Genomic DNA, 24,501 nt, shown 5'->3' on the forward strand with positions numbered 1-24,501 from the left:
CGGCGAGAGGCGAAAGGTCGTCTACCCTGATCAGTGCAAGCTCATTAGGGCAACGCGAACGAAATGGAGGAAACGGCATGAAAAGGACAGCAATTGCCATCGCAGTCGGCGCTCTGAGCACTGGCCTGGCCCACGGTGTACTCGCACAGGATGACGATGCGCAGCAGCACCTGGGCGAGCAGCACCAGATGACCCAGGAAGGTGAACAGAACGGCCAACAGAATGATGAGGTCCGCGCTGGCGAAGGCTATGAAACCGGCTTCAATGCCCAGGGCCAGGGCGGACAGGACGCCGATACCACCGGCGACAATCAGGACCGGGCCAATAACGATGACTTCGATGTCGATGTCGAGCAGGAGCCGGCCGAGGTCAGCGTCGACCAGGAACCGGCCGAGATTCGCGTGGAACAAGAGCCGCCGGAGGTGACCGTCGAGCAGCAGGCGCCCAACGTTACCATCGACCAGCCCGACCCCGAGGTCGACGTGGACCAGGCCGAGCCTGAGGTCACCGTGGACCAGGAAGGCGAAGCCAACGTCCGCGTGGAAGAGGCCGATGAGGCGACCGCCGAGATCCGTAGCGATGACGACGATGATGCCGATCGCGAACAGCGCGAACAGCAAGGTCTGTTCGATGACGACGGCGACCGGGATCGTGACCAGGCCGGTCAGCAGGACCTGGGCAACATGCAGGTTAGCGACCTGGAAGGCCGCACCCTCGTGACCCAGGATGGCGAGGAGATCGGCGAGATCGACCGCGTGGTGCGCGACACCCAGGAGAACGCCACCTACGTCGTGGTTTCCGAAGGCGGCTTCCTGGGCTTCGGCGGTGACGAGATGGCCTATCCGCTGCAGGACATCCAGGTCCGCGACGACGACGGCGAAGTTCTGTTGCAGTCACGCAGCGGCGAACGCAACGCCGACGATTTCGATGATGATCGTTACGAAGAACTGGACGGCGACGAGCGCCTGGGCGAGGTCCGTTAAGGACGTCCCCGCCTGACGCCGTCAGGCCCGCAGCACGCCAAGGCGCGACCCCAGGGGTCGCGCCTTTTTCTTGTCGGAAGGTGAGGCACCGGAGTCAGGCGGCCAGCTTACGCGCCACTTCCGCGACGCTGCGGCCCTGCAGCCGAGCCAGCGCCAGCTCATGCTCGGTGGGCTGGCGCGAGCCGTCTGCACCGGCCAGGGTGGAGGCCCCGTAGGGCGAACCGCCCTGCACGCTCGAGATATCGAACTGCGACTCTAGGCCATAGCCGATCGGCAGGATCAGCATGCCGTGGTGCGCCAGGGTGGTCCAGGAGGTCATGACGGTGGTTTCGTTGCCGCCGCCGGTACCCGTGGAGGTGAAGACGCTGCCGACCTTGCCGCGCAGCGTTCCCTTGGCCCACAGGCTGCCGGTCTGGTCGAGGAAGGTGCGCATCTGTCCGCTCATGTTGCCGAAGCGGGTCGGGGTGCCGATGATGATCGCATCATAGTCGCCCAGCTCCTGGGGCGAGGCTTCGGGGGTGTCGAACTCCTGCCCGCCGGCCTTGGCATAGGCCTCCGGGTCCATGGTTTCCGGCACGCGCTTGACGTGCACCTCTACGCCGTCGATCTCCTCCACGCCTTCCGCCACCGCCTTGGCCAGGGTGTCGACGTGGCCATACATGGAATGGTAGAGCACAAGAACCTTGGTCATGCTTCGCCTCCGTTCAGTTAGGGTCTCCATGGCTCCGCCACAGCGAAGCCCCCTTCAGCATAGGAAGGCTGAACGAGAAGAAAAGCGAAGCCTTTCGATGCCTTGCGTCGATTCCTTGCACGTATGCCAGCGCACGCAGGCGCCGAACCGGGCTAATCGCTCCGGCAGCGCCATACGCCTGCGAGGATGCGCACCTTGCCTGCGGCCAGGTTATCGCGCAGGTTGCGCCCCATCTGGGCGAACTCGGGCCCGAAGATCAGCGCCGGGCCCGGCAGCGCGGGTGCGGCCTCGGCGCTTGCCTCACGCCGGCTGTGGACCTGGCGCCAGGCCAGGGCGGCCTCGGTGACGTCGTTTACGGCCTCGGCCTCGAAGCCTGCCGCATCGAGCGTGGCCAGCCACGCCTCACGGCCGCACAGGTGGCTGGTGCTCGCCGTTCTGGCCCATGGCACGGGCAGGGCCAGCGGTGCCGGGTTGTCGCCGGCCACGATCTCGTGCAGCAGCACCCGCCCGCCCGGCGCCAGCAGCCGCCGCCACTCCGCCAGCACCTGCTCGACGTGGGGCATGTTCATCAGCGCATGCTGGCACCAGATCACCTCAACGCTGGCGTCGGCCAGGGGCACCTGGGCGGCGTCCCCGGCCAGGAAGCGGGTGGCCTCGCCAAGGCCGGTGGCCCGGCTCAGCCATTCGGCCACCTCGATGAAGGCCGCGGTGATGTCGATCCCCGTTACCACACAGCCATACGCCTCGGCCAGCAGCCGGCTGGCACCGCCGGTGCCGCAGCCCACGTCGAGCACGCGCTCGCCCCGCTGCAGCCCGCCCAGCTCGGCCAGGGCGCGGCTGGCCTGCCGCCCACCCAGGTGCAACTGGTCGATGCCCGCCACCTCGTCGCTGCTGAGCCGCTGCGGGTCGCAGCCGGCCGCGGCGAAGGCGGCCTGCAGGCGAGCCAGCAGGGGCCGGCCGTCGGCAGCGGAAAAGGCGTCGTAGTGCGCATTGAGCGGGCAGCGGGTCTCGCCCGCTGGCGGAAGCGTGCCGGTTGGCATATCAGGCTCCTGGCCATCACAATCAAGGCACCAGCTTAGACGGTGCGGCCATCGCCCCCCATTGGCGAATGGTCATGCCTCCTGACGAGCGATGAGGGAGCCCCTGCATGAAAAGACATCTAGCCAGCCTCGCCCTGCCCGCCGCCGGCCTGCTGCTGGCCGGCTGCACCGGCCTGCCCAAGGGCACCGAAGCGGTGACCGGCTTCGAGCTGGAGCGCTATCTCGGCCAGTGGTACGAGATCGCCCGCCTCGACCACTCCTTCGAGCGCGGCCTCGACTGCGTCACCGCCGACTACTCGCTGCGCGACGACGGCGGCGTGCGCGTCATCAACCGCGGGATCAACCTCGCTACGGGCGAGGTGGACGAGGCGGAGGGCCGCGCCTACTTCGTGGCAGGCGAGGATGTGGGCCGGCTCAAGGTCAGCTTCTTCGGGCCCTTCTACGGTGGCTACAACGTACTGCAGCTGGACGACGACTACCGCTGGGCGCTGGTCTCGGGGCCCAGCCACGACTACCTGTGGATACTCGCCCGCGAGCCGACCCTGGACGCGGCGATCCAGGAGGAGCTGGTCGACTTTGCCGCCAGCAAGGCCTTCCCCGCGGACGAACTGATCGAGGTCGAGCAGGGCGAGCCCTGCGAACCCTGGCGCCGCTGAGTTTCACTATCGCACCCCGGCTTCCAAAAGCCCGACGCCACGACTTGAGAAGAAGCACCGCGCGCAGGAAGGTGGAACGCGACCTCGTGAACAGGAACAAGCCATGCTGGCGGAGTGGATCGAACTGAGCCTGGAAGGCGCGCCACCGCCCAGGCGGCAAGGGCCCATTGCGGGCGGCGACTATCGCCTGCTCGGCCCCGGGCTGCTCGAACTTTGCCCGGCAAAGAGCCGGGACAACGCCCCCGCGGTGATTCTCTCGGTCGGCATCCACGGCAACGAGACGGCGCCCATCGAACTCCTGGGCGGCTGCCTGGCGCGCCTCGAAGCGGGGCTGCTCACCCTGGGCGCCCCGGCGCTGGTGGTGCTGGGCAACCTCGAGGCCATCCGTCGCGGCGAGCGCTATGTGACCACCAACCTCAACCGACTGTTTCGCCGCGACCTGAACGAAACCGGCCGGGAACCGGACCGCGCCCGCGAGCTGATGCGCGCGGTGGACGCCTTCTATGCCCGCCACGAGGGCCGCGAGCGGCTCCACTACGATCTGCACACGGCGATTCGCGATAGCCGCTACCCACGCTTCGTCGTCGAGCCCTTCGCGGCGACCGTCACCCGGTCCGAGCAGTGGCGCTGGCTGGCCGCCGCCGACATTCAGGCCGTGCTGCACCAGCATCAGCACAGTTGGACCTTTTCCCACTATGCGAAGCACTACCATCAGGCGCAGGCCTTCACCCTGGAGCTGGGCCGCGCCCTGCCCTTCGGCCACAACGACCTCGCCCCGCTGGCACCCATGGCGCGGCTGCTCGAGGCACTGCTGGCGGGCCGCGAACCGCCCGGCGCCGACCCGGCACGCATGACGTTCTTCCGCGTGGCGCACGAGCTGATGCGCCGCTCCCGCGACTTCCGCCTCTGCTTTGCCGACGACACGCCCAACTTCACCGCCTTTGCGCCCGGCACAACGCTGGCAGAGGATGCCGAGGCTGGCCCCTTCGTCGTCGACACCGAACCGCTCCACGTGGTGTTCCCCAATGCCGCAGTGGAGCTGGGTGCTCGCGCTGCGCTGCTGGCGCGCCCGGCGCCGCCGCCTGGCTGACCCCAAGCCACACCTTCTTCCGAATTCATAACAACAAACCGGAGCCAGACATGACCCACTCGAACGCTGTCCATGCGCCCCTCGCCCTGGCGAGAACCGCTGCCCCTCTGCCCAAAGGCTCCAGGCCTGTTAGAATCGCCCCTTTTTCGTGCCTGTCTGCTTGACCCGGCGCGTCGTCTCAGGCGACCTGTCCCGACCTGGAGCCCGTCCCATGGCCGATACCCCGATCCCCCTCGAAGTGCGCAACATCAAGAAGCGCTTCGGCGATACCGAAGTTCTCAAGGGCCTGTCGCTGGCGGCCCACAAGGGTGACGTCATCACCCTGATCGGAGCCTCGGGCTCCGGCAAGAGCACCTTCCTGCGCTGCATGAACCTGCTCGAGCAGCCCGACGAGGGCGACCTGATCGTCCACGGCGAGGAGATTCGCTTCAAGCACACCCGACACGGGCGCGAACCGGAAGACTGGAAGCAGGTAGTGCGCATGCGCGCACGCCTGTCGATGGTATTCCAGAGCTTCAACCTGTGGTCGCACATGACCCTGCTCGAGAACATCATCGAGGCCCCCATCCACGTGCTGGGCAAGCCCAAGAAGGAAGCCATCGAGCACGCCCGCGCCCTGCTCGAACGGGTCGGCCTGACCGCCCGGGCGGACGCCTATCCGGCGCAGATGTCCGGCGGCCAGCAGCAGCGCGGCGCCATTGCCCGCGCGCTGGCGATGGACCCGGAAGTGATGCTGTTCGACGAGCCCACCTCGGCGCTCGATCCGGAGCTGGTCGGCGACGTGCTCAAGGTGATGCGCGACCTGGCCGACGAGGGCCGCACCATGGTGGTGGTGACCCACGAGATGGGCTTCGCTCGCGACGTCTCCAGCCAGGTGATCTTCCTGCACCAGGGCCTGGTCGAAGAGGCCGGCACGCCCCAGGACGTGCTGGTCAACCCCACCTCGCCGCGGCTCAAGCAGTTCCTGGCGCCCAAGTACTGAGGGTACCTCCATGCTCGATCTACACGGTTACGGCCCGCGGCTGGTGGAGGGCGCCGGCGTCACCCTCCAGCTCGCCGTGCTTTCCCTGATCCTGGCCCTGGCGCTGGGGCTGCTCACGGCCAGCGCCAAGATGTCGCGCAACTGGCTGCTGCACAAGGTGGCCACGCTCTACACCACGGTGATTCGCGGCGTGCCCGACCTGGTACTGATGCTGCTGCTGTTCTTCGGCGGCCAGATGGCGCTGAACGCGCTCACCGATGCCCTCTACGACCGCACCGGGCTTGACTGGTATGTCAATCTCAACGCCTTCGCCGCTGGCGTCATTACTATTGGCTTCATCTTCGGCGCCTACATGGGCGAGACCTTCCGCGGCGCCTTCATGGCCGTTGAGCACGGCCAGATCGAGGCCGGCAAGGCCTACGGCATGAGCCCCTGGCTGGTATTCCGGCGCATCCGCTTCCCGCAGATGATGCGCCACGCCCTGCCGGGCATCTCCAACAACTGGATGGTGCTGCTCAAGACCACCGCGCTGGTCTCGGTGATCGGCCTCTCGGACATGGTGCGGGTAGCCGCCGAAGCCTCCCGCGCCACCCACGAGCCGTTCACCTTCCTGATCCCGGTGGCCGCCGTCTACCTGCTGATCGCCAGCGTCTCGGAGTGGATGTTCGCCCGGCTGCAGAAGCGCTACAACGTCGGCTTCGGAGGTCACTGACATGGACAATCTGCCCTGGCTCAACGAGCTGCTCGCCGGCAACCGCATCTTCACTCCCCAGACCCTGGCCTACTACTGGGAAGGGCTGGTGACCACCACCCAGCTGGTGTTCCTGTCGCTGGTGGTCGGCCTGGTGCTGGCGATACCGCTAGCCATCGGCCGCAGCTCCGGCCGCCGCTGGATCAGCCTGCCCATCTACATCTATACCTACGTGTTCCGCGGCACCCCGCTGCTGATTCAGCTCTACATCATCTACTACGGCGTGGTGTTCTTCGACGGCATCCAGGAGACCTTCCTGTGGCCGATCCTGCGCGAGGCCTTCTATCCGGCGCTGATCGCCTTCACCCTCAACACCGCGGCCTACACCACCGAAATCTTCCGCGGCGCGATCAAGGCCACCCCGCGCGGCGAGATCGAGGCGGCCAGGGCCTACGGCATGTCGCAGAGCCTGATGATGCGGCGCATCGTGCTGCCCAGCGCCTTCCGGCGCGCCCTGCCGGCCTACGGCAACGAGGTGATCTTCATGCTGCACGCCAGCGCCATCGCCAGCGTGGTCACGCTGATGGACATCACCGGTGCGGCGCGCTTCGTCTATGCGCGCTTCTATGCCCCGTTCGAGGCCTTCCTGTTCGCCGCGGCGATCTACCTGTGCCTGACCTTCGCCATCCTCTACTTCTTCCGCTACCTGGAGAAACGCATGCTGGCCCACCTGAAACCGCTTGGCGGCGGCTAAGCCGCGTCAAACAGGCGTTGGAAAAACCCGCGCGCAGGGGTTTCGACCCCGGCAAGGCTGCGATAAATTCAGGCACGACGTCCACCGACCAGGTGGTCGAACGACAACAAAGGGAAAACCGTCATGAAAAAACTGCTGACCGTCTCTCTGCTGGGTGTGGCGCTGGCCGCCGGTAGCGCCCAGGCCCGCGACTACGACCACGTGCGCTTCGGCGTCGACGTACCCTACGAGCCGATGGAGTACCGCACCCCCGAGGGCGAGCTGACCGGCTTCGACATCGAGCTGGGCAACGCCCTGTGCGCCGAGATGGGCATCACCTGCGAGTGGATCGAGCAGGAGTGGGACGGCATCATTCCCGGCCTGCTGTCGCGCAACTACGACGCCATCATGTCGTCGATGACGATCAACGAAGAGCGCCGCCAGACCGTGCGCTTCTCCGACCCGTACATCACCATGCCCTCGGCCTGGTTCGGCCCGGCCGACCTGGACATCGAGACGGCCAACGAAGAGACCCTGGCCGGCATGACCATCGGCGTGCAGCGCGGTACCCTGCAGGACAACTATGTCACCGACATGTTCGGCCGCGTCGCCAGCGTCAGCCGCTACTCCACCGCCGACGACATGGTGCTCGACCTGCAGGCCCAGCGCCTGGATATCGTCTTCCTCGACTACCCGATCGGCCGCACCACCCTGCTCGAGAGCGAGCGCGGCGAGTTCGTGATGATCGGCGAAGCCGTCACCGAACCGGAAGAGTACTTCGGCGAAGGCTTCGGCATTGCCTTCCGCCCGCGCGACGAGGCACTCGCCGAGCGCTTCAACGAGGCCCTGGCCACGCTGAAGGAAGACGGCACCTACGACGAGATCTACCAGCGATACTTCGGCGAAGAGTGATAGCCGCCCTCCCTCGGCCGCTCGGCCGGGGGAGGTGACGTCGGCTAGCCGCGCCGTATCAGGATGCCGCGCCCGGCGAAGAAGCGCTCGAACACCGCAGGCGCAAGGCGGACATCCGCCTGATTCACTCCGGGCAGCCCGGAAGGGTTGTGAAAGCGCAGGCGTCCGCTCTCGTCGCGCCCGAAGAGATAGACCAGATGCCCGCCCCGCTGCGGCGGGTCCTGCTCGGGCGTGCGAATCGAAGGGTGCACCGAGGCGATGACGCGATGCCCCTCGTCCAACCATTCGGCAATCCGCTCGGCCTCGACGTGCTCCACGACCTCGGCCTCCAGCGCGTGACGCTCCCTCAGCAGCTGCACCAAAGGCCGATAGTAGAGGCCCTTGATGCCCGCCTCCGAAACCACATAGCCGCCAACTTCCCGGCACCTTTCGAGCAGCTCGAACAGAGTCGCCCGCTCGCCGCGCAACTCCTCGAGCAGCATCTTGGTGCAGGCCATGCCGCAGATGTGCGAGGCCCAGCGCGCGTACGTCTCGGCGCTGGGTGCACCGGACTCGGCCCAGCGGGGATCGTCGGCGGCGTGCAGGCGTCCGGCGAGCAGATCGGGAATGCGCTCGCTGGAAACCCATTGAGAGTAATAAGCAGGAACATCCCTGTTCGACATCGGTGCCTCTCGATCAATGGCCCTTGTGAGGGCCCGGCACGTGGCTTGGCTCCCGCGGCTCCACGAGCCGTTCCGCCACCGGCTGGGCCAGTTCCTGGAGAATACCGCAGTGGCTGGAGTCGGTCTCGCCGTTGCAGCGCGAGCGCAGGGTGACGAGGGCCTGGCGCAGTGCCTGAAGCTGCTCGATACGCGCCTCGACGTGGGCCAGGTGGTCGTCGATCAAGCCGTTCACCGCGTTGCAGGGCTGACGCGGCCGGTCGTGATAATCGAGCAGGGTACGGATCTCCTCCAGCGTCATGTCCAGCGTGCGGCAGTGACGGATGAAGCGCAGCCGCTCGGCATGGGGCTCCGCATAGAGGCGATAGTTGCCGCTGGAGCGGGCAGGCTCGGGCAGCAGTCCCTCGCGCTCGTAGTAGCGGATGGTTTCCACCGCACAGCCGGTGCGGGTGGCCAGCTCACCGATTTTCATGTGGGGCCTCGCATGGACTTGGGGAACGCTCTAGAAATTGGCGAGCAAGATGAAGCGCAAGGCGCCCGCAGCGCAGTAACCGGAGCCTATGCGGTATAGGTGAGGATTGCGACGGTCCGACGCATCGGCAGCGCGTAACGCAGCGATTCGCTTGCGCAGCCATTTATAGCGCGTTTCCAGCTTGACTCTATAGTGGCTACAGGGTGTGTCATCAGCCTATACGATGACACGGAGTCCTGCCATGACCGAACGCACCTGCTGCTCGAGCTGCACCGCGCCTGCCGCGCCTGCCGCGCCCGCCGCACGGAAGCGCGACCGGCTGCCGCCCGGCACGCAGTCGCTGCGCCTGCATATCGAGGCGATGGACTGCCCCACCGAAGAGGCGCTGCTGCGCCGGGCACTGGGCGACACGCCAGGCATCGAGCGGCTCGACTTCGATCTGGTCAACCGCGTGCTGACGGTGCACCACCGCAACGCGGTGGAGGAGGCGATCGAGCGCCGCATTGCCTCCACCGGCATGAGCGCACGGCGCCACGATCCGGCCCGGCGTACCCCCGCGGCGAGCAGTACGGAGAACTGGTGGAAGCTGGGTGCTGCCGCACTGCTGGCACTGGCCGCCGAAGCCAGCGACTGGCTGGCACTGGCCGAGCCGTGGCTGGCCGCCGCGCTGGCGCTGACGGCCATCGCCCTGGTCGGCCTGCCGACCTGGAAGAAGGGCTTCATCGCCCTGCGCCACCGCACGCTGAACATCAATGCGCTGATGAGCGTGGCGGTGACCGGCGCGCTGCTGATCGGCCAATGGGCCGAGGCGGCCATGGTGCTGGTGCTGTTCACCCTGGCCGAGCGCATCGAGGCGCGTTCGCTAGGCCGCGCGCGCAACGCCATCCGCGAGCTGCTCTCGCTGGCGCCGGAAAGCGCCAGCGTGCGCCAGGCCGATGGCGCCTTTCGCAGCATGCCGGCCAGCGAAGTCGTCACCGGCAGCCTGGTGCGGGTGCGGCCGGGCGAGCGCCTGGCGCTGGACGGCAGCGTGGCCGAGGGCCATCCGGCGCTGGACGAATCGCCCATCACCGGCGAGAGCCTGCCGGTGGACAAGGCACCCGGCGCGGCCGTGTTCGCCGGCAGCGTCAACCAGGGCAGCGAATTCCTCTACCGCACCACCCGGGCGGCAAGCGACACCACCCTGGCACGCATCATCCATACCGTGGAGCAGGCCCAGGCCAGTCGCGCGCCCACCCAGCGCTTCATCGACCGCTTCGCCGCCGTCTACACGCCTGTGGTATTCGGCATCGCCCTGCTGGTAGGGCTCACCTGGCCATGGCTGTTCGGCGTCAGCTGGCTGGAGGGCATCTACCGCGCCCTGGTGCTGCTGGTGATCGCCTGCCCCTGCGCGCTGGTGATCTCCACCCCGGTCACCGTGGTCAGCGGGCTGGCCGCCGCCGCCAGGGCGGGCATTCTGATCAAGGGCGGCAACGTACTCGAACAGGGGCACCGCCTGGTCACCCTCGCCTTCGACAAGACCGGTACCCTGACCCAGGGGCGCCCCTCGCAGCGGACCTGGCATCCCCTCGACAGCACGCTGGACGCGGCCGCTCGCGAGCGACTGCGCGCCCTGGCGGCGGGGCTCGCCGGGCGCTCGTCGCACCCGGTGTCGGCAGCGCTGGCACGCGCTGCCGAGGCCGATGGCGTCGACCCCATGGAAGTGAGCGAGGTGCGCGAGCTGCCCGGCCGCGGCGTGGTGGCAAGCCATGCCGGTCTCACGCTGTGGCTCGGCAACCGGCGGCTGATGCAGCAGTTCGCAGCGCCGGACGAAACCCTCGACGCGCATCTCGCCGGGCACGAGGCCCGCGGCGAGACGCTGGTGATCCTGGGGGAAGAATCGCGTCCGCTGGCGGTGTTCGCCGTCGGCGACCCGCTGCGCGAAGAGAGCCGCGAGGCCATTGAGGCGCTGCACCGGCTGGGCGTGACCACGCTGATGCTCAGCGGCGATACCCCGGCCAGCGTGGCCGCGGTGGCGGCCCAGGCCGGCATCGACGAGGCCCACGGCGCCCTGCTGCCGGAGGACAAGCTGGCAATGATCGAAGCGCGTGCTGAGCTGGGGCCGGTGGGCATGGTGGGCGACGGCATCAACGACGCCCCGGCGCTGGCGCGCGCCGACATCGGCTTCGCCATGGGCGCGCTGGGCAGCGACGCCGCCATCGAGACCGCCGACGTAGCGCTGATGGACGACGACCCGCGCCGCCTGGCCGATTTCCTGCGCCTCTCGCGGGGGACGCGCCGGGTGCTGATGCAAAACATCGCCATCGCCCTGGGCCTCAAGGCGGTGTTCATGGCGCTCGCCTTCACCGGCCACGCCACCCTGTGGATGGCGGTGTTCGCCGACATGGGCGCCAGCCTGATCGTAGTGGCCAACGGCCTGCGCCTGCTGCGCCATGGCGGCGCTCAGCGGATCACGCGCCTGACGAAGAACGGCGCGAACAGCTCGAAAACCACCGTGGAGACGACCACTGCCGACATCAACAGGGTGGCGTGATCGGGGAAGCGCTCGGTGACCAGCAGGGCCATGCCCATGGCGATGCCGGCCTGGGGCGTCATTGCCAGGCCGACCGAAGCCGGCAATGCGACCCCATGCCGCCTGGCCAGCACCACCCCGAGCAGGCCACCCAGGTAGCGCCCGGCCAGGCGCAGCAGAACATAGGCCACGGTGACACCGAGCGCCTGCCCGGCGTAGTGCAAGTCGAGGCTGGCACCGGACAGAACGAAGAAGAACACCAGGAAGGGCCACTCGATATGCTCGATCTCATTGAAGGAGCGGCGGTGATGCACAGACAGGTTGACCACCAGGGCACCGGCCAGCAAGGCAGCCAGCAGCGCCGAGACCTGCATCCAGCTCGACAGCCCCGCCAGCAGCAGAATCAGGGCGATGGCTTCCACCTGAGTGGGCTCTCCCTGCCGCAGCCGCCCCGTCAGCCAGGCGGCGGGCAGGCCGACCGCCGCCCCCAGCAGCAGCGCCCCGCCCAGCTCCCAGCCCGCCATCAGCAGAGCGGTTCCCGCGTCGTGATCGAGCTGCCAGCTCAGCAGCGCCATGGCCAGGCCGAAGACCAGGATACCCCACAGGTCGTCGATGGCGACGACGCCCATCAGCAGGCGCGCGCGCACGCTCTTGTTGCCCGTCTCGTGCAGGGTCTCGCTGACCTCGGCCGGATCGGTGGCCACCGAGATGGCCGCCAGGCTGACGGCCACCACCAGGGGGAAGCCGAGCGCCAGCAGGCCCAGGCCCACCACCGTGATCCCCACGGCCGCGATGCCAAGCGACACCATGACAATCAGCGCACCGGTGCTACGCAGGCGCTCACGGGTCAGCTCGCCGCCCATCAGAAAGGCTACCATCACCAGCGCCACCTGAATCAGCGGCTCGGTCAGCCCGCCCAAGGGCTGTCCACCGTCGTGCCCAAGCCCCCACTGCTGCACCATGGCCACGCCGACCCCCACCAGCACCAGCAGCGAGATGCGCGGCAGGCGCGTTCGGTTGGCCAGCGCATCGGCGAAGATACTCAGGGTCAGGATGGTACCCAGCAGCAGCAGGTTGGCGGTTTCCACCCCCAGCTCGCCGAACGGCGCCTGCCAGGCGTTAGCGCCCGCCATCCCCGCGTCCCCCCATGGCGCTGCGGAGGAAATTGACGATCCAGCGTGCCATCAAGGTGTCGCTGACCGGAGCCTCGAGCGAGGCCATCCCCTCTCGCACGCGCTCGTCCCCGACCCGCTCGCGGCGCAGCGCCATCAGGTCGCGGGAGTAGGCCTTGGAGAACTCCGGGTGGCCCTGTACGCCGAGGAAGTGCTCGCCGATCTGCATCAGGTAATGGGGGCAGAAATCGCTGCCGCCCACGACCATGGCCTCGGGGGGCAGCGTCTCGACCTGGTCCTGGTGGCTGACGATCAGGTCGAGGCCGGGCTGCCAGGGCTCCATCCAGGCCGCCCGCGTCGTGACGCGGTTGAACGACATGCCCACACCCCAGCCGCGCTCGCTCTTGACCACCTCGCCACCCAGCGCCTTGGCCATCAGCTGGTGGCCGAAGCAGATCCCCACCAGCGGCTTGCCGGCCCGCCATAGTCGGCGCACGAAATCGCTCAGCTCCTCGACCCAGGGCAGCCCGTCGTTGACGCCATGCTTCGAGCCGGTGGTCATCCAGGCGTCGACGGCATCAATGTCATCGGGAATCTCGCCGTCCATGCAGCGCCAGGTGCGAAACTCGAGCGAAGGCTCGACTTTCTCGAACAGCGCAGCGAACATCTCGGGATAATTTCCATGCACCCGCCGCAGTTCGGGGGCCACGTCGTCGCACTGCAACAGCCCGATACGCATCATGCTTCTCCTTTCGTTGCACACATCCTGCCGCCAGCCTGCCACCGGCAAGGCGCCTCGCCAAGCGCAGCGCACGGCGGCGGAACTCCCGGAGCAGCGCTCCGGTCAACAGACGTATCACGCGTCATCATCACAGGGAGGTCATGATGACCCTGCAGGCAACCTCCATGGCGCTGCCTGAGCGCCCCACTTCGACCTGGACCGGCTGGGGCCAATGGCTGGCGCTCGCCACCATGACCATTGATCACCTGACCCGCTATGTGCTGCCCGGACACTTGGACCTCGCCTGGGCCGGGTCGTCGCTGGGCCGCATCGCCTTCCCGCTGTTTGCCGCCATGGTGGCCTGGCATGGGTTGTTCAACACGCGCAATCCGCAGCGCTATGCCCGGCGCATCCTGATCATTGGCCTGGTGGCGCAGCTGCCCTACATGATGATGCCGCGCGCCTCCGATGCCTTCATTCTCAACGTCTGCTTCACCCTGGCGCTGGGGCTGGCCTGGGGGGCCTGGCTGCGCGACGCGCTCGGCCGCCTGCAGCAGGGCGGCACCGACCTGCACCTGCTGCTCGGCCTGGTGTTTTCGGTGGCAGCCTGGCAGGTAGCCGGGCACTGGGTGGAATACGGGCATCGCGGCCTGCTGCTGATCCCGCTGTTCATGCTGGCCATGCATCAGCTGCACGCCGCCGGGCCGGCACTGCAGCAGCGTCTGGGTGCCGCCCTGCTGGCGGCCCCCGTGCTGGTGGTAGCAGGGTTGATGAACAGCTCCGACATGGCCAAGTCGTTCACCGTGGCCACCTGCCTGGTGGTGCTGTGGCTGGCCGCCGGCGCCCATCGCCTAGCCCCGTCGGTGCCGCTGGTCATGCCCCGCCGGCTATGGCTGGGCTGGTATCCCGGCCACTTCGCCCTCATCGCCCTGTGGCTGTGGGCCAGCGGCGGGCTGGCCTGACACGACGCCCCGAAGCGCGGCAGGCTCGCCCAGCAGGCGTACGAAGGCCGCCACCGGCATCGGGCGGTGGAAATGGAAGCCCTGGAAGCGCCTGCAGCCGCGCGAAGCAAGAAAGCCCAGCTGTGCGGCGTTCTCAACCCCTTCGGCCACCACGTCGATCCCCAGGTGCTGTGCCATGGCCAGCACGGTCTGGACGATGGCGGCATCGCTTGCGTCGGTGTCGAGCTGCCCGACGAAGCTGCGATCGATCTTCAGCTCATCCAGCGGTAGGCACTTGAGGTACATCAGCGAGGAGAAGCCGGTGCCGAAGTCATCGAGCGCCAGCTGCACGCCAAATGCCTTGAGCGCCTGCATGCGCTCCACCGCTTCGCCGAGCCCATCGATCATGATGCTCTCGGTCAGCTCGATGACCAGCCGTGAGGGCACCACACCATGCCGCTCGACCACCGCCATGACGCTCTCGACGAAGCCCGGCTGGGTGAAGTGGCGAACGCTGATGTTGACCGCCAGGCGCGGCAGCACCGTCTCGGGCAGCCGCGCCAGCAGCGCGCAGCAGTGGTCGAGCAGCCACGACTCCAGCTCGACGATCAAATCGCTCTCCTCGGCGATGCCGATGAACACCTCCGGCGACACCCAGCCTTGCTCGGGATGCTCCCAGCGCATCAGCGCCTCGGCGCCGATGATCCGCCCGTCTTGGTCGAGCTGCGGCTGGAAGTGCACATCAAGCTGCCGTTCCAGGTGGGCGCGCCGCAGGGCCTGCTCCATTTCCAGCCGCCAGGCCATCTGGGCCTGCATCGCCGGCTCGTAGCCGCACACCTGCGCGCGCCCCTTCATCTTCGCCTGGTACATCGCGGTATCGGCATTGCGCAGCACGTCGCCCACATCCTCGTCGGCCAGCGGGAACAGCGTATAGCCGATGCTTGGGGTGACGCTGATGCGCTGGCCGTGCAGGTCGTAGGCCTTACGCAGGGTCGCGAGCAGATGCAAGGCCAGCGCCTCGGCCTTCGCGAGTTCGGCCTCGCGGTCGCCGCTCAGCCGCGGCAGCAGCACCACGAATTCGTCACCGCTGAGGCGGGCCGCCATTTCACCGTCGTTCATGCACTGCAGCAGCCGCAGGCTCACCTGGCGCAGCAGCTCGTCACCTACGACATGCCCCAGGGTGTCGTTGATGATCTTGAAACGGTCGAGATCGAGGAACATCACCAGGCCCAGGTGGCCATCGTCGCGACGGTCGCGGAGGGTGGAGGCCAGCGTCTCGATCAGCAGCCGCCGGTTGGGCAGTTCGGTCAGGGGATCAAAAAAAGCCTGGCGGTGAATCGTCGCCTCGGCCTGCTTGCGCTCGGTGAAATCCTCGATGATCGCCACCCCGCCCACCACCTCGCCCGCTTCGTTGCGCAGAGCGCTGTAGAAAGCCCGCAGCGGGGTCTTCTTGCCGCTGACCAGGTTGCGGTAAGTCCCCTCGAAATAGCCGGTGCCGCTCTCCAGGGCATCTTGTACCGCCTTGCTCACACGCTCGTCCTCGAGCTGAGTCAGCAGGTTGATGCCCAATAGCCGCTGGCGGCTGGTTCCCAGGATAACGAGGCACATCTCGTTGCAATCCACCACCGTGCCCTGGCGGTCGAAGTGCATCACCCCGAGCGGGGTATGGCGGAAGATTGCACGGTAGCGTGCCTCGCTCTCGCTCAGCTGCTTCTCGCGCGAGGTCACCAACAGGCGCAGCGACAGGTTGTCGGTGATGATGTGATTGAGCCGGCGGCTGCTCACCAGCACCAGGCCGATGAACAGCAGAATCATGGTGGCCAGCAGCGCGGCTAGCGGCGTGCCCTGCCACAGCAGGTGGCCCAGCAGCGGCAGCATAGCCGGCAGCACGAACAGCGGCGCCACCCACCACACCGCCGACAGCGTCGTGACGCCGCCGGCGGCGATGCCGGCCAGCACGATGGAGAGTGCGGCGAGCTGACCGTGGTGCTCCATGGTGAACATCGTCGCACCGGCCATGCCCCACAGCCCGCCGGCAATTGCCACACCCCAGGCGAAGCGGCTCAACCAGCGGCGGGGATGGCGTTGGCTCGCCGCTTCGCGGTGATAGCACCTGGCCAGCCACAGCCGGGCACCGGACGCCAGAATCAGTGCGCAGAGCCACAGCAGCAGGTGGCTGGGGGGCATGATCGGCCACATGGTCGCCACCAGCAGTACGGCCGCCAGCACGCTGGATAGCACGGGCTGCCAGAGGCGCTGATAGAGCAGACACACCTGCTCGCCGACGAGCTGACGTCGATAGGAACGGACGGCGACCGGAGCGGCATCGAACTGACGGTTCTTTCCCTGAAACGAAAGTGACATGCGAAAGGCTCTATGTAAGGTTTTGTATGCCCAGGCAAGTATCATGGCGCAAAGCCGAGCCTTTTGGCGACCTTGCGCATGTACTCTTTTATCAGCGCCCTTTGTTTCGACTTACTGGTCTTTCTTGCCTTGGCTGCCCCCTCCCGGCCGGCCTATTCGGCAAGAGGCCCAACCCGATATGCCTGCAGACGGGCCTGGGCGCGCGCGCTGTGCGGCACACCGGGGCGCTTGTTGCGCCACGCCTCGGTGGCGTCGCGCCCGCACCAGGCAAGGATCACCTCCGGATCCGTCGGGTGGGCGTCCACATAGGCAGTCACATCGTAGACCTGTCCGTCGATGGCCTTCCAGCAGCTGGCCGCCGAGTCATGCCGCGCAAGCTCAGCGGCAGTGATGCCGGCACGGGCCTCACCGTCGCCCGGCTCCTGCTCGGGCACCAGCCGATGCACGGCGATCAGCGTGAGCATGCTGGCAATGAAGGCCACGAACACGGTATAGGCCAGCTTGTTCATAGGAAATCGAACACCTCGCTGTGAATGCGGGCGGCAGGCACCCCGTGGTCGCGCAGCAGGCGGACGAGATGGGCGCTCATGGCCGGAGGCCCGCAGAGATAGACCTCGCGCTCGCGGTAGTCGGGGCAGTGCTGACGCAGGAACGCCTCGCTCATGGCACCGGCATGGCGGTAGTAGTGCGGCGTGACGGTAAAGTCACCCTGGGCTTTGGCGATCCGGCTCAGCTCCTCCAGGTAGTAGGCACGCTCGGGCGCATCGCACAGGTAGATCAAGTGGGGGCGTCCGTCGGTCGCCGCGCCCTGGGCAAAGCCTCGCGCCGCGCTGACGAAGGGGGTGATACCGATGCCACCGCCAAGCCACAGCACGTTGCGCCGCGGCGGATGCTGCGGAAGGAAGCCGCCATAGGGCCCTTCGAGCTCGACGCAGCTGCCCGGCGCGACCGTCTGCAGCGCATGGCTGGCGTCGCCCAGATCCTTGATGCCGATACGCAGGTGGCTGGCCTGGGGCGCCGAGGCCAGGGTGTAGGGGTGCTCCTCGCCGCAGCCCGCCTGCAGCGTGCCATCCCGCGGCGTCAGATAGACGAACTGGCCCGCCTCATGGATCAGCGGACGATCTTCCGGGGCCAGCTCCAGCTCGACCACGTCACGGGCCAGGCGATGCACCGCCTCGACGCGATACGACCGGCGCCCCAAGCGCTCAGCCAGCAGCTTGCGCCAGGCCACCGCCGACAGCCCCGCGAATCCCAGCATGATCCAGGGCCAGCGCTCGCCGGCCAGGGGCAGCGCATGCGCGAGCGCCAGCAGCAGCGCCACAGCGGAGACCAGATGCAGGCGCTTCCAGCGCTGGTAGTGGGGGCGTCCAAAGAAGCCGAAGGTAGGCGCAAGAAAGATCACCAAGGCCAACCAGGCAAGCCAGCCCAGCCAGAAGGCGACCTGGACCGGCGGCGGCACCAACAGCGCCACCGCCGCTTCCAGCGAGACCGGCAGCGCAGCCAGTGCCAGGGCGAGCACGTGAACCATCACCAGGATGAAGGCCCAGTAGCCCAGCCAGTGATGAACGCGCCAAAGCCGCGTGAGCCCACCGAAGGGGCGGTCGCTGCCCGGCACTCGCAGGCTTACCGCGGCCGCCAACAGCATTAGCGCCAGCGCCAGGATGCCGCTGGCATGGCCCAGCCAGCTCAGCGCAGACTCGACTCGAGCCTCGGGCATCCCCAGGCGCGGCAGCGCCGCTGCCAGCGGCAGCCCCACCAGCATCCACAGCAGCAGGTCACCACCACGACGCGGCCATTGCATTCTCTTCTCCCGGCGGGGCATCTTGCTTCAGTTTCTTCGCTTCGTTTGCATCTGCAACAGGCCAGGGCGCCGTTTGACCAAGCCTTGACTTACATCAATGAGAGCGCCATGCCCTCGCCTGAAAAAAGCTGTCATGAAACTCCCTTCATTCGTTCATGCCGATGCAACATGGCCAGCGGATAGTGGTCATCCGACACCCGCCGACGAATGCGAGAAGCCCATGACCCAGCACCAGTATCCCGGCCGCGTTGACCCCATCCTTGCTGCCGGCGACGAACCGATGAGCAATCCCTCCGCCAATGCCTACTTCGGCGATATCCTCGAGGCGCGCATGAGCCGCCGCACGCTGCTGCGCGGCAGCCTGGCGGCGGCGGTGGCTGGCGCGATGGCTGCCAGCCTGCCCTTCGGCCGCGCCCTGGCCGCGGGAACCGGTCTCCCCGGCCCCAGTCTCGGCTTCCAGGCGATTCCGATCGGCACCGGCGACAGCGTGGTGGTACCGGAAGGCTACCGGGTGCAGGCCTTCATTCCCTGGGGCACGCCGATCAGCGGCAGCATGCCGGCCTTCTCGCTGGACGCCAGCGGCGAGGACCAGGCGCACCAGATCGGCAGTCACCATGACGGCATGCACTACTTCGCCATCGACGGCAGTTCCCGCGACGGCCTGCTGGTGCTCAACCACGAATACGTCGAGCCGCGCTTCCTGCACGGGGCGGCGGCCGGGCTGGCGCTGGACGCCGACGGCTTCCCGCAGCACGAGGACGGTTCCCGCGATGCCGACCAGGTGCGCAAGGAGCTCAACGCCCACGGCGTCTCGGTGGTGCGGGTGCGCCAGGGCGACGACGGCCAGTGGCAGGTGGTAGAGGATCGCCTCAACCGTCGGGTCACCGGTCTCACGCCGATGCAGCTGGCCGGGCCGGTAGCGGGCACCGAGCACGTGGTAACGAAGTACAGCCCCGACGGCCGCATGACCCGCGGCACCCTGAACAACTGCGCCCACGGCGTCACGCCGTGGAACACCTACCTGGCCGCCGAGGAGAACTGGGCCGGCTACTTCGCCAACGAAGATGCCGAGCTCGACCGTCGCCAGAGCCGCTACGGCATCGAGACGCGCGCCGAAGGCCGCTACCAATGGCACCGCGCCCAGGGCGGCGCCGACGAGTTCGCACGCTTCGACGCCACTTCCTACGGCGCCTCGCCCAGCGAGGATTACCGCAACGAGCCCCACGCCTTCGGCTACATGGTCGAGATCGACCCCTTCGATCCGGAGAGCACGCCGGTCAAGCGCACCCACCTGGGCCGCTTCGCCCACGAGGGGGTGATCTTCGCCCCGGCGGTGGAAGGCCAGCCGGTGGTGGCCTACTCCGGCGACGACGCCCGCTTCGAGTACATCTACAAGTTCGTCTCGGCTCGCCCCTATCAGGCCGCCAGCTCCGACGGCTCGCTGCTCGACGAAGGCACCCTCTACGTGGCCAGGTTCAACGACGATGGCAGCGGCGAGTGGCTGGCGCTGGCCCCGGGCCAGAACGGCCTGACGCCGGAGAACGGCTTCGCCGACCTGGCCGACATCCTGGTCAACACCCGCAGCGCCGCCGACCATGTCGGCGCCACCAAGATGGACCGCCCCGAGTGGGGCGCCGTCGACCCCGCCACCGGCCAGGTCTACTTCACCCTGACCAACAACACCCGCCGCAGCGAAGCGCAGCTCGACGCCGCCAACCCGCGCGCCGAGAACCACTTCGGCCACATCATTCGCTGGCAGGAGGACGGCACCCATGCCGCCGAGCACTTCACGTGGGATATCTTCGTGCTGGCCGGCGATCAGGATAGCGGGCGCGACCTGGCCGGTGAGCCGCTGGGCCAGGAGGCGATCTTTGCCAGCCCCGACGGGCTGTGGATCGACCCCGATCGCCGCGTGTGGATCCAGACCGACATCAGCGAGTCGGTGATGAACACCGGCATCCACGAGGTGTTCGGCAACAACCAGATGCTCGTCGCCAACCCCGAGAGCGGCGAGATCCGCCGCTTCCTGACCGGCCCCATCGGCCAGGAGATCACCGGCGTGGTCACCACCCCGGACCAGCGCACCATGTTCGTCAATGTGCAGCACCCCGGCGCCACCACCAGCGCCGAGGCGTTCGCCGCGGGCGAGCTGGTCAGCCACTGGCCGGACGGCGGCAGCGCCATTCCGCGTTCGGCGACGCTGGTGATTACCCGAGAGGACGGCGGTATCATCGGCGCCTAAGAGAGGGGCAAAAAAACAGCGGGCCCCGCCAATGGCGGGGCCCGCTGCGTTGCGTCTTGCCGTGTTACAGGTTGCCCTGGCGGAACGCGTCCTCGAAGCTGAAGCGCGCCTCCGGCGCCTCGGGCAGCAGCCAGGCGCAGGCGTGCACTTTCTCCAGCAGTTCGCCGTGGGTCGGTGCCAGCAGGTTGACGTGGGCGAGCTTGCGCCCGGGGCGCTCGCTCTTGTCGTAGCGGTGCAGATGGGCGTCGGAGATGGCGAGTATGGCCGCCGGATCGCCCTCCTGGCCGATCACGTTGATCATGCAGGTCGGCATGCGGGCCGAGGTGTCGCCCAGCGGCAGGCCCTGGATCGCGCGCAGGTGGTTCTCGAACTGGCTGGTCACCGCGCCGTCCATGGTCCAGTGGCCGGAATTGTGCACACGGGGCGCCATCTCGTTGGCCAGCAGCTTGCCGTCACGGGTCTGGAACAGCTCCAGGGTCAGCACGCCGACGTAGTCGAGCTCGTCGAGCAGCGCGCGAATATAGCCGTCGGCGGTCTGCTGTACTGCCTCGTCGAGGTCCGGCATCGGCGCCAGCGAATAGCGCAGGATGCCGTCTACGTGCAGGTTCTCGGCCATGGGGTAGAAGGCCATCTCGCCCTCGCGGCCGCGCACGGCGATGATCGAAACCTCGCGCACGAAGTCGACGAAGGCCTCGACGATCAGCTTGGGGTGATTGATCGAACGCCAGGCCTCGGCCGCCTCGGCCGGGTCGCGCAGCACCGCCTGGCCCTTGCCGTCGTAGCCCTCGGTGACCGACTTGGCCACCACCGGCGTGCCCAGCTCGCGGGCCGCCGCTTCCAGCGCCTCGGCGCTCTCCACGATGCGGTAGGCGGGGGTGGGAATGGCCAGGCGGTCGAACAGCGCCTTCTCCTCGGCGCGGTTCTGGCAGATGCGGATCGCCTCGCTCGAGGGGTAGACCGGCTTGACCTCCTCAATGGCCTGCACCAGTGCCACGGGCAGGTGCTCGAACTCATAGGTCACCAGGTCGACCTTGGCCAGGAAGTCGTCGAGCAGGTGATGCTGGTCGGTGTAGACCATGACATCGCCGATCCCGGCGCTGGGGTGGCCGGTAGTATCGAGGAAGGTGAAGCGGTTGCCCAGCGGGTAGCCAGCCAGGGCCAGCATGCGGCCGAGCTGGCCGGCACCGAGTACGCCGATATTCATGTCGCTCTCTCCTCTCGCTGGCTCAATGGATGCGCCGGCTCATTCGTCCGCAGGGCTCGGATCGGGCCGGGGATCGGGGTTGTCGAGCACCGTCTGGGTCTGCTCGGCGCGAAACGCCTCCACGGCAGCACGCACCTTGGCATCCTGCAGGCCGACGATCTGCGCCGCCAGCAGGCCGGCATTGGTCGCCCCGGCCTTGCCGATGGCCAGCGTGCCCACGGCGATGCCGCCCGGCATCTGCACGATGGAAAGCAGCGAATCGAGCCCCTTCAGCGCCTTGGACTCCACCGGCACGCCCAGCACCGGCAGCGCCGTCTGCGAGGCCACCATGCCCGGCAGGTGGGCGGCCCCACCGGCACCGGCGACGATTACCTGCAGGCCGCGCCCGGCGGCGCTCTTGGCGTAGTCGAACAGCAGGTCCGGGGTGCGGTGCGCCGAGACCACGCGGGTCTCGTAGGCCACGCCCAGGCGTTCGAGCATCGCCACGGCGTGCTCCATGACCGGCCAGTCGGATTTCGACCCCATGATCACGCCTACGCGTGGCGGCTCGCTGGATGACATTTTGCGGTTCCCCGTGATGCTGCTGGTTGGCGAAGGGCAGGTATTCTAACGGCGCCCGCAGGCGCCGTCATCTTGACCAGCTGGGCAAGCGGCCGCGCCTGCGGCCGTAGCGATCAGCCCGCCCCGGGCGCGGCGGCGTCCACCTCGCGCCGGCTGGCCAGCCAGTTGGCGCCGATGGCCACGATCATTACCACCACCCCCGCGGCCTCGATCAAGAAGTTGGGGTAGAACACCGCCACGATGGCGCCGGATATCGCGATGCGCGGCAGCCACGACATGCGCGTGAAGAGGTACCCCTCCAGCGCCGCGGCGAAAGCGCCCAGCGCGAGTATCGCGATCACCCCGTTCCAGGCCAGCACGTGCAGCGGGCCGCCCATGATGATCTCGGGGTTGAACACCATGAACACCGGGATCAGGTAGAGCCCCTTGGCGAACTTCCACGCCTGCACCCCGGTGGCCATCGGCTTGCTGCCGGCGATGGCCGCCCCGGCGAAGCCGGCCAGGGCGATCGGCGGCGTGACGTTGGAGTCCTGCGAATACCAGAACACCACCAGGTGGGCGATCAGCAGCGGAATGCCGAACTCGGCGGTCAGCGCCGGGCCCACCAGCACGATCAGCACGATGTAGCTGGCGGTGACCGGCAGCCCCATGCCCAGCACCAGGCTGGCCAGCAGCACCATCACCAGCGCCAGCACGATGTTGCCGCCGGAGAAGGCCAGCATCATGGCGGAGAACTTGAGCCCCAGCCCGGTCAGGCCGACCACGCCGACGATGATGCCGGCCACGGCGCAGGCCATGGAGACCGCCACCGCGTTGCGCGCCCCAAGCTCCAGCCCCTCGACCAGCTTGACGACGCCGGCCCACACCACGCGGCCGGTGCGGGCCAGGGTGACCGGCTGGCCCTGCTGCGGCGCGACGAAGAAGAACCAGATGGCGTAGCGCAGCGCGGCCACCGCCACCATGGTAATCACCGCGTAGAAGCCTACCCGCATCGGCGACATGTGCATCGCCAGCAGCCACACCAGCACCGCCAGAGGCAGCAGGAAGTGCCAGCCTTCGCGCATCACGTCGCGCATCTGCGGCAGCTCGCTCCTGGGCAGGCCCTGCATGCCCTGCTTGAGGGCGATGATATGCACGAACAGGTAGACGGTAGCGAAGTACATGATCGCCGGCAGGATGCTCACCTTGACCACGTCCAGGTAGGGCGTGTTGGTGTACTCGGCGATCAGGAAGGCGCCGGCACCCATCAGCGGCGGCATGATCTGGCCGCCGGTGGAGGCCGCGGCCTCGATGCCGCCGGCCTGGTGCGGCTTGTAGCCCAGGCGCTTCATCAGCGGAATGGTGAAGGCGCCGGTGGTCACCACGTTGGCAATGGCGCTGCCCGAGATCGAGCCCATGCCGGCCGAGGCGATGACGGCGGCCTTGGCCGGGCCGCCGCGCTGGCGGCCGGTGGCGGCATAGGCCATGTCGATGAAGAACTTGCCGGCACCGGTGCTCTCGAGAAAGGCGCCGAACAGCACGAAGACGAAAATGTAGGTGGCCGCCACGCCCAGCGGCAGGCCGAAGATGCCCTCCTGTCCCAGGTAGAGCTGCCCCACCACGCGGTCGATATTGTAGCCGCGGTGTTCGAGGATGCCGGGCAGGAACTGGCCGAGCCAGGGCAGCTCCCCGCGCGGGCCGGCGAAGGCGTAGACGATGGCGATCACACCGATGATGGTCATGCCCAGCCCTACCGCGCGGCGGCTGGCTTCCAGCACCGTGACGGTGGCGATGCAGCCGACGATGATGTCGGTCTGGCTCCAGAACCCGGCGCGGCGGATGATCTCGTCGAGGTAGAGCACCAGGTAGCCGCCGGTGATCAGGGCGCCGGCCAGGAACAGCACATCGATTGCCCAGCCCAGTGCCCCGCGCCTGCGGTGCGGGCCGAACACCGGAAAGATCAGGAACGCCAGCAGCATGATCAGCATCAGGTGGATGCTGCGCTGGTAGAACAGGCCAAGCGGCTGGATGCCGGCGGAATAGAGCTGGAACAGGGAGAGCCCGACCGCCACCAGGGTGATCAACCACAGAATGGGCCGGGGCTGGATGGCATTGCCCCCGGGCACGGTGACAGGCGGGTTGGCAGCTTCGCTCATGG

General features: G+C 67.8%; 22 protein-coding genes. 10 read left to right on the plus strand and 12 right to left on the minus strand.

Annotation, left to right across the window (positions count from 1 at the left end; genetic code table 11):
- The first annotated feature begins 77 nt into the window (after nucleotides 1–77).
- Nucleotides 78–983 (plus strand): PRC-barrel domain-containing protein, encoded by a 906-nt coding sequence (locus ACT7B3_RS14030; RefSeq protein WP_444676901.1) that lies wholly within the window; start codon nucleotides 78–80, stop codon nucleotides 981–983.
- A gap of 94 nt (nucleotides 984–1,077) precedes the next feature.
- Here ACT7B3_RS14030 and wrbA read toward each other — a convergent pair whose 3' ends face one another.
- Together wrbA and ACT7B3_RS14040 are read right to left on the minus strand one after the other, a co-directional pair.
- Nucleotides 1,078–1,674, minus strand: a complete 597-nt coding sequence (wrbA, locus tag ACT7B3_RS14035) for an NAD(P)H:quinone oxidoreductase (protein WP_445158363.1) — start codon at nucleotides 1,672–1,674, stop codon at nucleotides 1,078–1,080.
- A 152-nt stretch (nucleotides 1,675–1,826) separates the two neighbouring features.
- Nucleotides 1,827–2,714 (minus strand): class I SAM-dependent methyltransferase, encoded by an 888-nt coding sequence (locus ACT7B3_RS14040; protein ID WP_445158364.1) that lies wholly within the window; start codon nucleotides 2,712–2,714, stop codon nucleotides 1,827–1,829.
- A gap of 107 nt (nucleotides 2,715–2,821) precedes the next feature.
- On the opposite strand from ACT7B3_RS14040, the gene ACT7B3_RS14045 reads away from it, so the two are divergent.
- The 6 genes from ACT7B3_RS14045 to ACT7B3_RS14070 all read left to right on the plus strand — a co-directional run bounded on the left by ACT7B3_RS14045 (nucleotide 2,822) and on the right by ACT7B3_RS14070 (nucleotide 7,778).
- The gene (locus tag ACT7B3_RS14045; RefSeq protein WP_444676899.1) at nucleotides 2,822–3,370 is read left to right on the plus strand and encodes a lipocalin family protein; all 549 of its coding nucleotides are present in this window, start codon (nucleotides 2,822–2,824) and stop codon (nucleotides 3,368–3,370) included.
- 103 nt (nucleotides 3,371–3,473) lie between these two features.
- Nucleotides 3,474–4,460, plus strand: a complete 987-nt coding sequence (locus ACT7B3_RS14050) for a succinylglutamate desuccinylase (protein ID WP_445158365.1) — start codon at nucleotides 3,474–3,476, stop codon at nucleotides 4,458–4,460.
- A 211-nt stretch (nucleotides 4,461–4,671) separates the two neighbouring features.
- Entirely contained in the window at nucleotides 4,672–5,442 is a 771-nt protein-coding gene (locus tag ACT7B3_RS14055; protein ID WP_444676897.1) for an ABC transporter ATP-binding protein, read from the plus strand.
- A 10-nt stretch (nucleotides 5,443–5,452) separates the two neighbouring features.
- Nucleotides 5,453–6,154: an ABC transporter permease gene (locus ACT7B3_RS14060; protein ID WP_444676896.1), complete on the plus strand. Its 702-nt coding sequence runs from the start codon at nucleotides 5,453–5,455 to the stop codon at nucleotides 6,152–6,154.
- 1 nt (nucleotide 6,155) lies between these two features.
- Nucleotides 6,156–6,887 (plus strand): ABC transporter permease, encoded by a 732-nt coding sequence (locus ACT7B3_RS14065; protein WP_444676895.1) that lies wholly within the window; start codon nucleotides 6,156–6,158, stop codon nucleotides 6,885–6,887.
- 123 nt (nucleotides 6,888–7,010) lie between these two features.
- Entirely contained in the window at nucleotides 7,011–7,778 is a 768-nt protein-coding gene (locus ACT7B3_RS14070) for a transporter substrate-binding domain-containing protein (protein WP_444676894.1), read from the plus strand.
- A gap of 44 nt (nucleotides 7,779–7,822) precedes the next feature.
- On the opposite strand, the gene ACT7B3_RS14075 is transcribed toward ACT7B3_RS14070, so the two are convergent.
- Nucleotides 7,823–8,440, minus strand: a complete 618-nt coding sequence (locus ACT7B3_RS14075; protein WP_445158366.1) for a C39 family peptidase — start codon at nucleotides 8,438–8,440, stop codon at nucleotides 7,823–7,825.
- A 13-nt stretch (nucleotides 8,441–8,453) separates the two neighbouring features.
- A complete protein-coding gene (gene cadR, locus ACT7B3_RS14080) occupies nucleotides 8,454–8,909 on the minus strand; it encodes a Cd(II)/Pb(II)-responsive transcriptional regulator (RefSeq protein ID WP_445158367.1) in 456 nt (151 codons plus the stop codon).
- Nucleotides 8,910–9,150: 241 nt separating this feature from the next.
- Here cadR and ACT7B3_RS14085 point away from each other — a divergent pair, with 241 nt between their 5' ends.
- Nucleotides 9,151–11,439 carry a heavy metal translocating P-type ATPase gene (locus ACT7B3_RS14085; RefSeq protein WP_445158368.1) on the plus strand — a complete coding sequence of 763 codons (2,289 nt, stop codon included), beginning with the start codon at nucleotides 9,151–9,153 and terminating at the stop codon, nucleotides 11,437–11,439.
- Here the strand turns inward: ACT7B3_RS14085 and ACT7B3_RS14090 are convergent.
- Nucleotides 11,349–12,551: a cation:proton antiporter gene (locus ACT7B3_RS14090; protein WP_445158369.1), complete on the minus strand. Its 1,203-nt coding sequence runs from the start codon at nucleotides 12,549–12,551 to the stop codon at nucleotides 11,349–11,351. The genes ACT7B3_RS14085 and ACT7B3_RS14090 overlap by 91 nt on opposite strands.
- A complete protein-coding gene (locus ACT7B3_RS14095) occupies nucleotides 12,538–13,269 on the minus strand; it encodes a glutamine amidotransferase-related protein (RefSeq protein ID WP_445158370.1) in 732 nt (243 codons plus the stop codon). Before ACT7B3_RS14095 ends, ACT7B3_RS14090 begins: the two co-directional genes overlap by 14 nt.
- A gap of 146 nt (nucleotides 13,270–13,415) precedes the next feature.
- Between ACT7B3_RS14095 and ACT7B3_RS14100 the strand changes: the two genes are divergently transcribed.
- Nucleotides 13,416–14,213, plus strand: a complete 798-nt coding sequence (locus ACT7B3_RS14100) for a TraX family protein (RefSeq protein ID WP_445158371.1) — start codon at nucleotides 13,416–13,418, stop codon at nucleotides 14,211–14,213.
- Here the strand turns inward: ACT7B3_RS14100 and ACT7B3_RS14105 are convergent.
- The 3 genes from ACT7B3_RS14105 to ACT7B3_RS14115 all read right to left on the minus strand — a co-directional run bounded on the left by ACT7B3_RS14105 (nucleotide 14,139) and on the right by ACT7B3_RS14115 (nucleotide 18,357).
- Nucleotides 14,139–16,556: a putative bifunctional diguanylate cyclase/phosphodiesterase gene (locus tag ACT7B3_RS14105; protein ID WP_445158372.1), complete on the minus strand. Its 2,418-nt coding sequence runs from the start codon at nucleotides 16,554–16,556 to the stop codon at nucleotides 14,139–14,141. The two genes, ACT7B3_RS14100 and ACT7B3_RS14105, sit on opposite strands and share 75 nt — an antisense overlap.
- A gap of 152 nt (nucleotides 16,557–16,708) precedes the next feature.
- Nucleotides 16,709–17,065, minus strand: a complete 357-nt coding sequence (locus tag ACT7B3_RS14110; protein WP_445158373.1) for a cytochrome b5 domain-containing protein — start codon at nucleotides 17,063–17,065, stop codon at nucleotides 16,709–16,711.
- Nucleotides 17,062–18,357: a ferredoxin reductase family protein gene (locus tag ACT7B3_RS14115; RefSeq protein ID WP_445158374.1), complete on the minus strand. Its 1,296-nt coding sequence runs from the start codon at nucleotides 18,355–18,357 to the stop codon at nucleotides 17,062–17,064. The genes ACT7B3_RS14110 and ACT7B3_RS14115 overlap by 4 nt, the downstream gene beginning before the upstream one ends.
- A 220-nt stretch (nucleotides 18,358–18,577) precedes the next feature.
- Here ACT7B3_RS14115 and ACT7B3_RS14120 point away from each other — a divergent pair, with 220 nt between their 5' ends.
- A complete protein-coding gene (locus tag ACT7B3_RS14120) occupies nucleotides 18,578–20,599 on the plus strand; it encodes a PhoX family protein (protein WP_445158375.1) in 2,022 nt (673 codons plus the stop codon).
- 64 nt (nucleotides 20,600–20,663) lie between these two features.
- On the opposite strand, the gene ACT7B3_RS14125 is transcribed toward ACT7B3_RS14120, so the two are convergent.
- From ACT7B3_RS14125 to ACT7B3_RS14135, 3 genes are all read right to left on the minus strand, one after another.
- The gene (locus tag ACT7B3_RS14125; RefSeq protein ID WP_444676879.1) at nucleotides 20,664–21,803 is read right to left on the minus strand and encodes a 5-(carboxyamino)imidazole ribonucleotide synthase; all 1,140 of its coding nucleotides are present in this window, start codon (nucleotides 21,801–21,803) and stop codon (nucleotides 20,664–20,666) included.
- Nucleotides 21,804–21,842: 39 nt separating this feature from the next.
- Entirely contained in the window at nucleotides 21,843–22,364 is a 522-nt protein-coding gene (purE, locus tag ACT7B3_RS14130; protein ID WP_444676878.1) for a 5-(carboxyamino)imidazole ribonucleotide mutase, read from the minus strand.
- Nucleotides 22,365–22,477: 113 nt separating this feature from the next.
- On the minus strand, nucleotides 22,478–24,499 hold the full coding sequence (locus tag ACT7B3_RS14135) for a TRAP transporter permease (protein WP_445158376.1): 2,022 nt from the start codon (nucleotides 24,497–24,499) through the stop codon (nucleotides 22,478–22,480).
- Between the last annotated feature and the right edge of the window lie 2 nt (nucleotides 24,500–24,501).

This window comes from Halomonas sp. E14 (assembly GCF_052568415.1).

Excerpts from the sequence above, each read along its gene's own strand:
- ACT7B3_RS14095 (WP_445158370.1), bottom strand. The coding sequence starts at position 13,269 with ATGCGTATCGGGCTGTTGCAGTGCGACGACGTGGCCCCCGAACTGCGG.
- ACT7B3_RS14045 (WP_444676899.1), top strand. The coding sequence starts at position 2,822 with ATGAAAAGACATCTAGCCAGCCTCGCCCTGCCCGCCGCCGGCCTGCTG.
- ACT7B3_RS14030 (WP_444676901.1), top strand. The coding sequence starts at position 78 with ATGAAAAGGACAGCAATTGCCATCGCAGTCGGCGCTCTGAGCACTGGC.
- ACT7B3_RS14110 (WP_445158373.1), bottom strand. The coding sequence starts at position 17,065 with ATGAACAAGCTGGCCTATACCGTGTTCGTGGCCTTCATTGCCAGCATG.
- ACT7B3_RS14120 (WP_445158375.1), top strand. The coding sequence starts at position 18,578 with ATGACCCAGCACCAGTATCCCGGCCGCGTTGACCCCATCCTTGCTGCC.
- ACT7B3_RS14070 (WP_444676894.1), top strand. The coding sequence starts at position 7,011 with ATGAAAAAACTGCTGACCGTCTCTCTGCTGGGTGTGGCGCTGGCCGCC.
- ACT7B3_RS14090 (WP_445158369.1), bottom strand. The coding sequence starts at position 12,551 with ATGGCGGGCGCTAACGCCTGGCAGGCGCCGTTCGGCGAGCTGGGGGTG.
- ACT7B3_RS14065 (WP_444676895.1), top strand. The coding sequence starts at position 6,156 with ATGGACAATCTGCCCTGGCTCAACGAGCTGCTCGCCGGCAACCGCATC.
- ACT7B3_RS14075 (WP_445158366.1), bottom strand. The coding sequence starts at position 8,440 with ATGTCGAACAGGGATGTTCCTGCTTATTACTCTCAATGGGTTTCCAGC.
- wrbA (WP_445158363.1), bottom strand. The coding sequence starts at position 1,674 with ATGACCAAGGTTCTTGTGCTCTACCATTCCATGTATGGCCACGTCGAC.
- ACT7B3_RS14060 (WP_444676896.1), top strand. The coding sequence starts at position 5,453 with ATGCTCGATCTACACGGTTACGGCCCGCGGCTGGTGGAGGGCGCCGGC.
- ACT7B3_RS14040 (WP_445158364.1), bottom strand. The coding sequence starts at position 2,714 with ATGCCAACCGGCACGCTTCCGCCAGCGGGCGAGACCCGCTGCCCGCTC.
- cadR (WP_445158367.1), bottom strand. The coding sequence starts at position 8,909 with ATGAAAATCGGTGAGCTGGCCACCCGCACCGGCTGTGCGGTGGAAACC.
- ACT7B3_RS14125 (WP_444676879.1), bottom strand. The coding sequence starts at position 21,803 with ATGAATATCGGCGTACTCGGTGCCGGCCAGCTCGGCCGCATGCTGGCC.
- ACT7B3_RS14085 (WP_445158368.1), top strand. The coding sequence starts at position 9,151 with ATGACCGAACGCACCTGCTGCTCGAGCTGCACCGCGCCTGCCGCGCCT.
- ACT7B3_RS14055 (WP_444676897.1), top strand. The coding sequence starts at position 4,672 with ATGGCCGATACCCCGATCCCCCTCGAAGTGCGCAACATCAAGAAGCGC.
- ACT7B3_RS14050 (WP_445158365.1), top strand. The coding sequence starts at position 3,474 with ATGCTGGCGGAGTGGATCGAACTGAGCCTGGAAGGCGCGCCACCGCCC.
- ACT7B3_RS14100 (WP_445158371.1), top strand. The coding sequence starts at position 13,416 with ATGACCCTGCAGGCAACCTCCATGGCGCTGCCTGAGCGCCCCACTTCG.
- ACT7B3_RS14105 (WP_445158372.1), bottom strand. The coding sequence starts at position 16,556 with ATGTCACTTTCGTTTCAGGGAAAGAACCGTCAGTTCGATGCCGCTCCG.
- ACT7B3_RS14135 (WP_445158376.1), bottom strand. The coding sequence starts at position 24,499 with ATGAGCGAAGCTGCCAACCCGCCTGTCACCGTGCCCGGGGGCAATGCC.
- ACT7B3_RS14115 (WP_445158374.1), bottom strand. The coding sequence starts at position 18,357 with ATGCAATGGCCGCGTCGTGGTGGTGACCTGCTGCTGTGGATGCTGGTG.
- purE (WP_444676878.1), bottom strand. The coding sequence starts at position 22,364 with ATGTCATCCAGCGAGCCGCCACGCGTAGGCGTGATCATGGGGTCGAAA.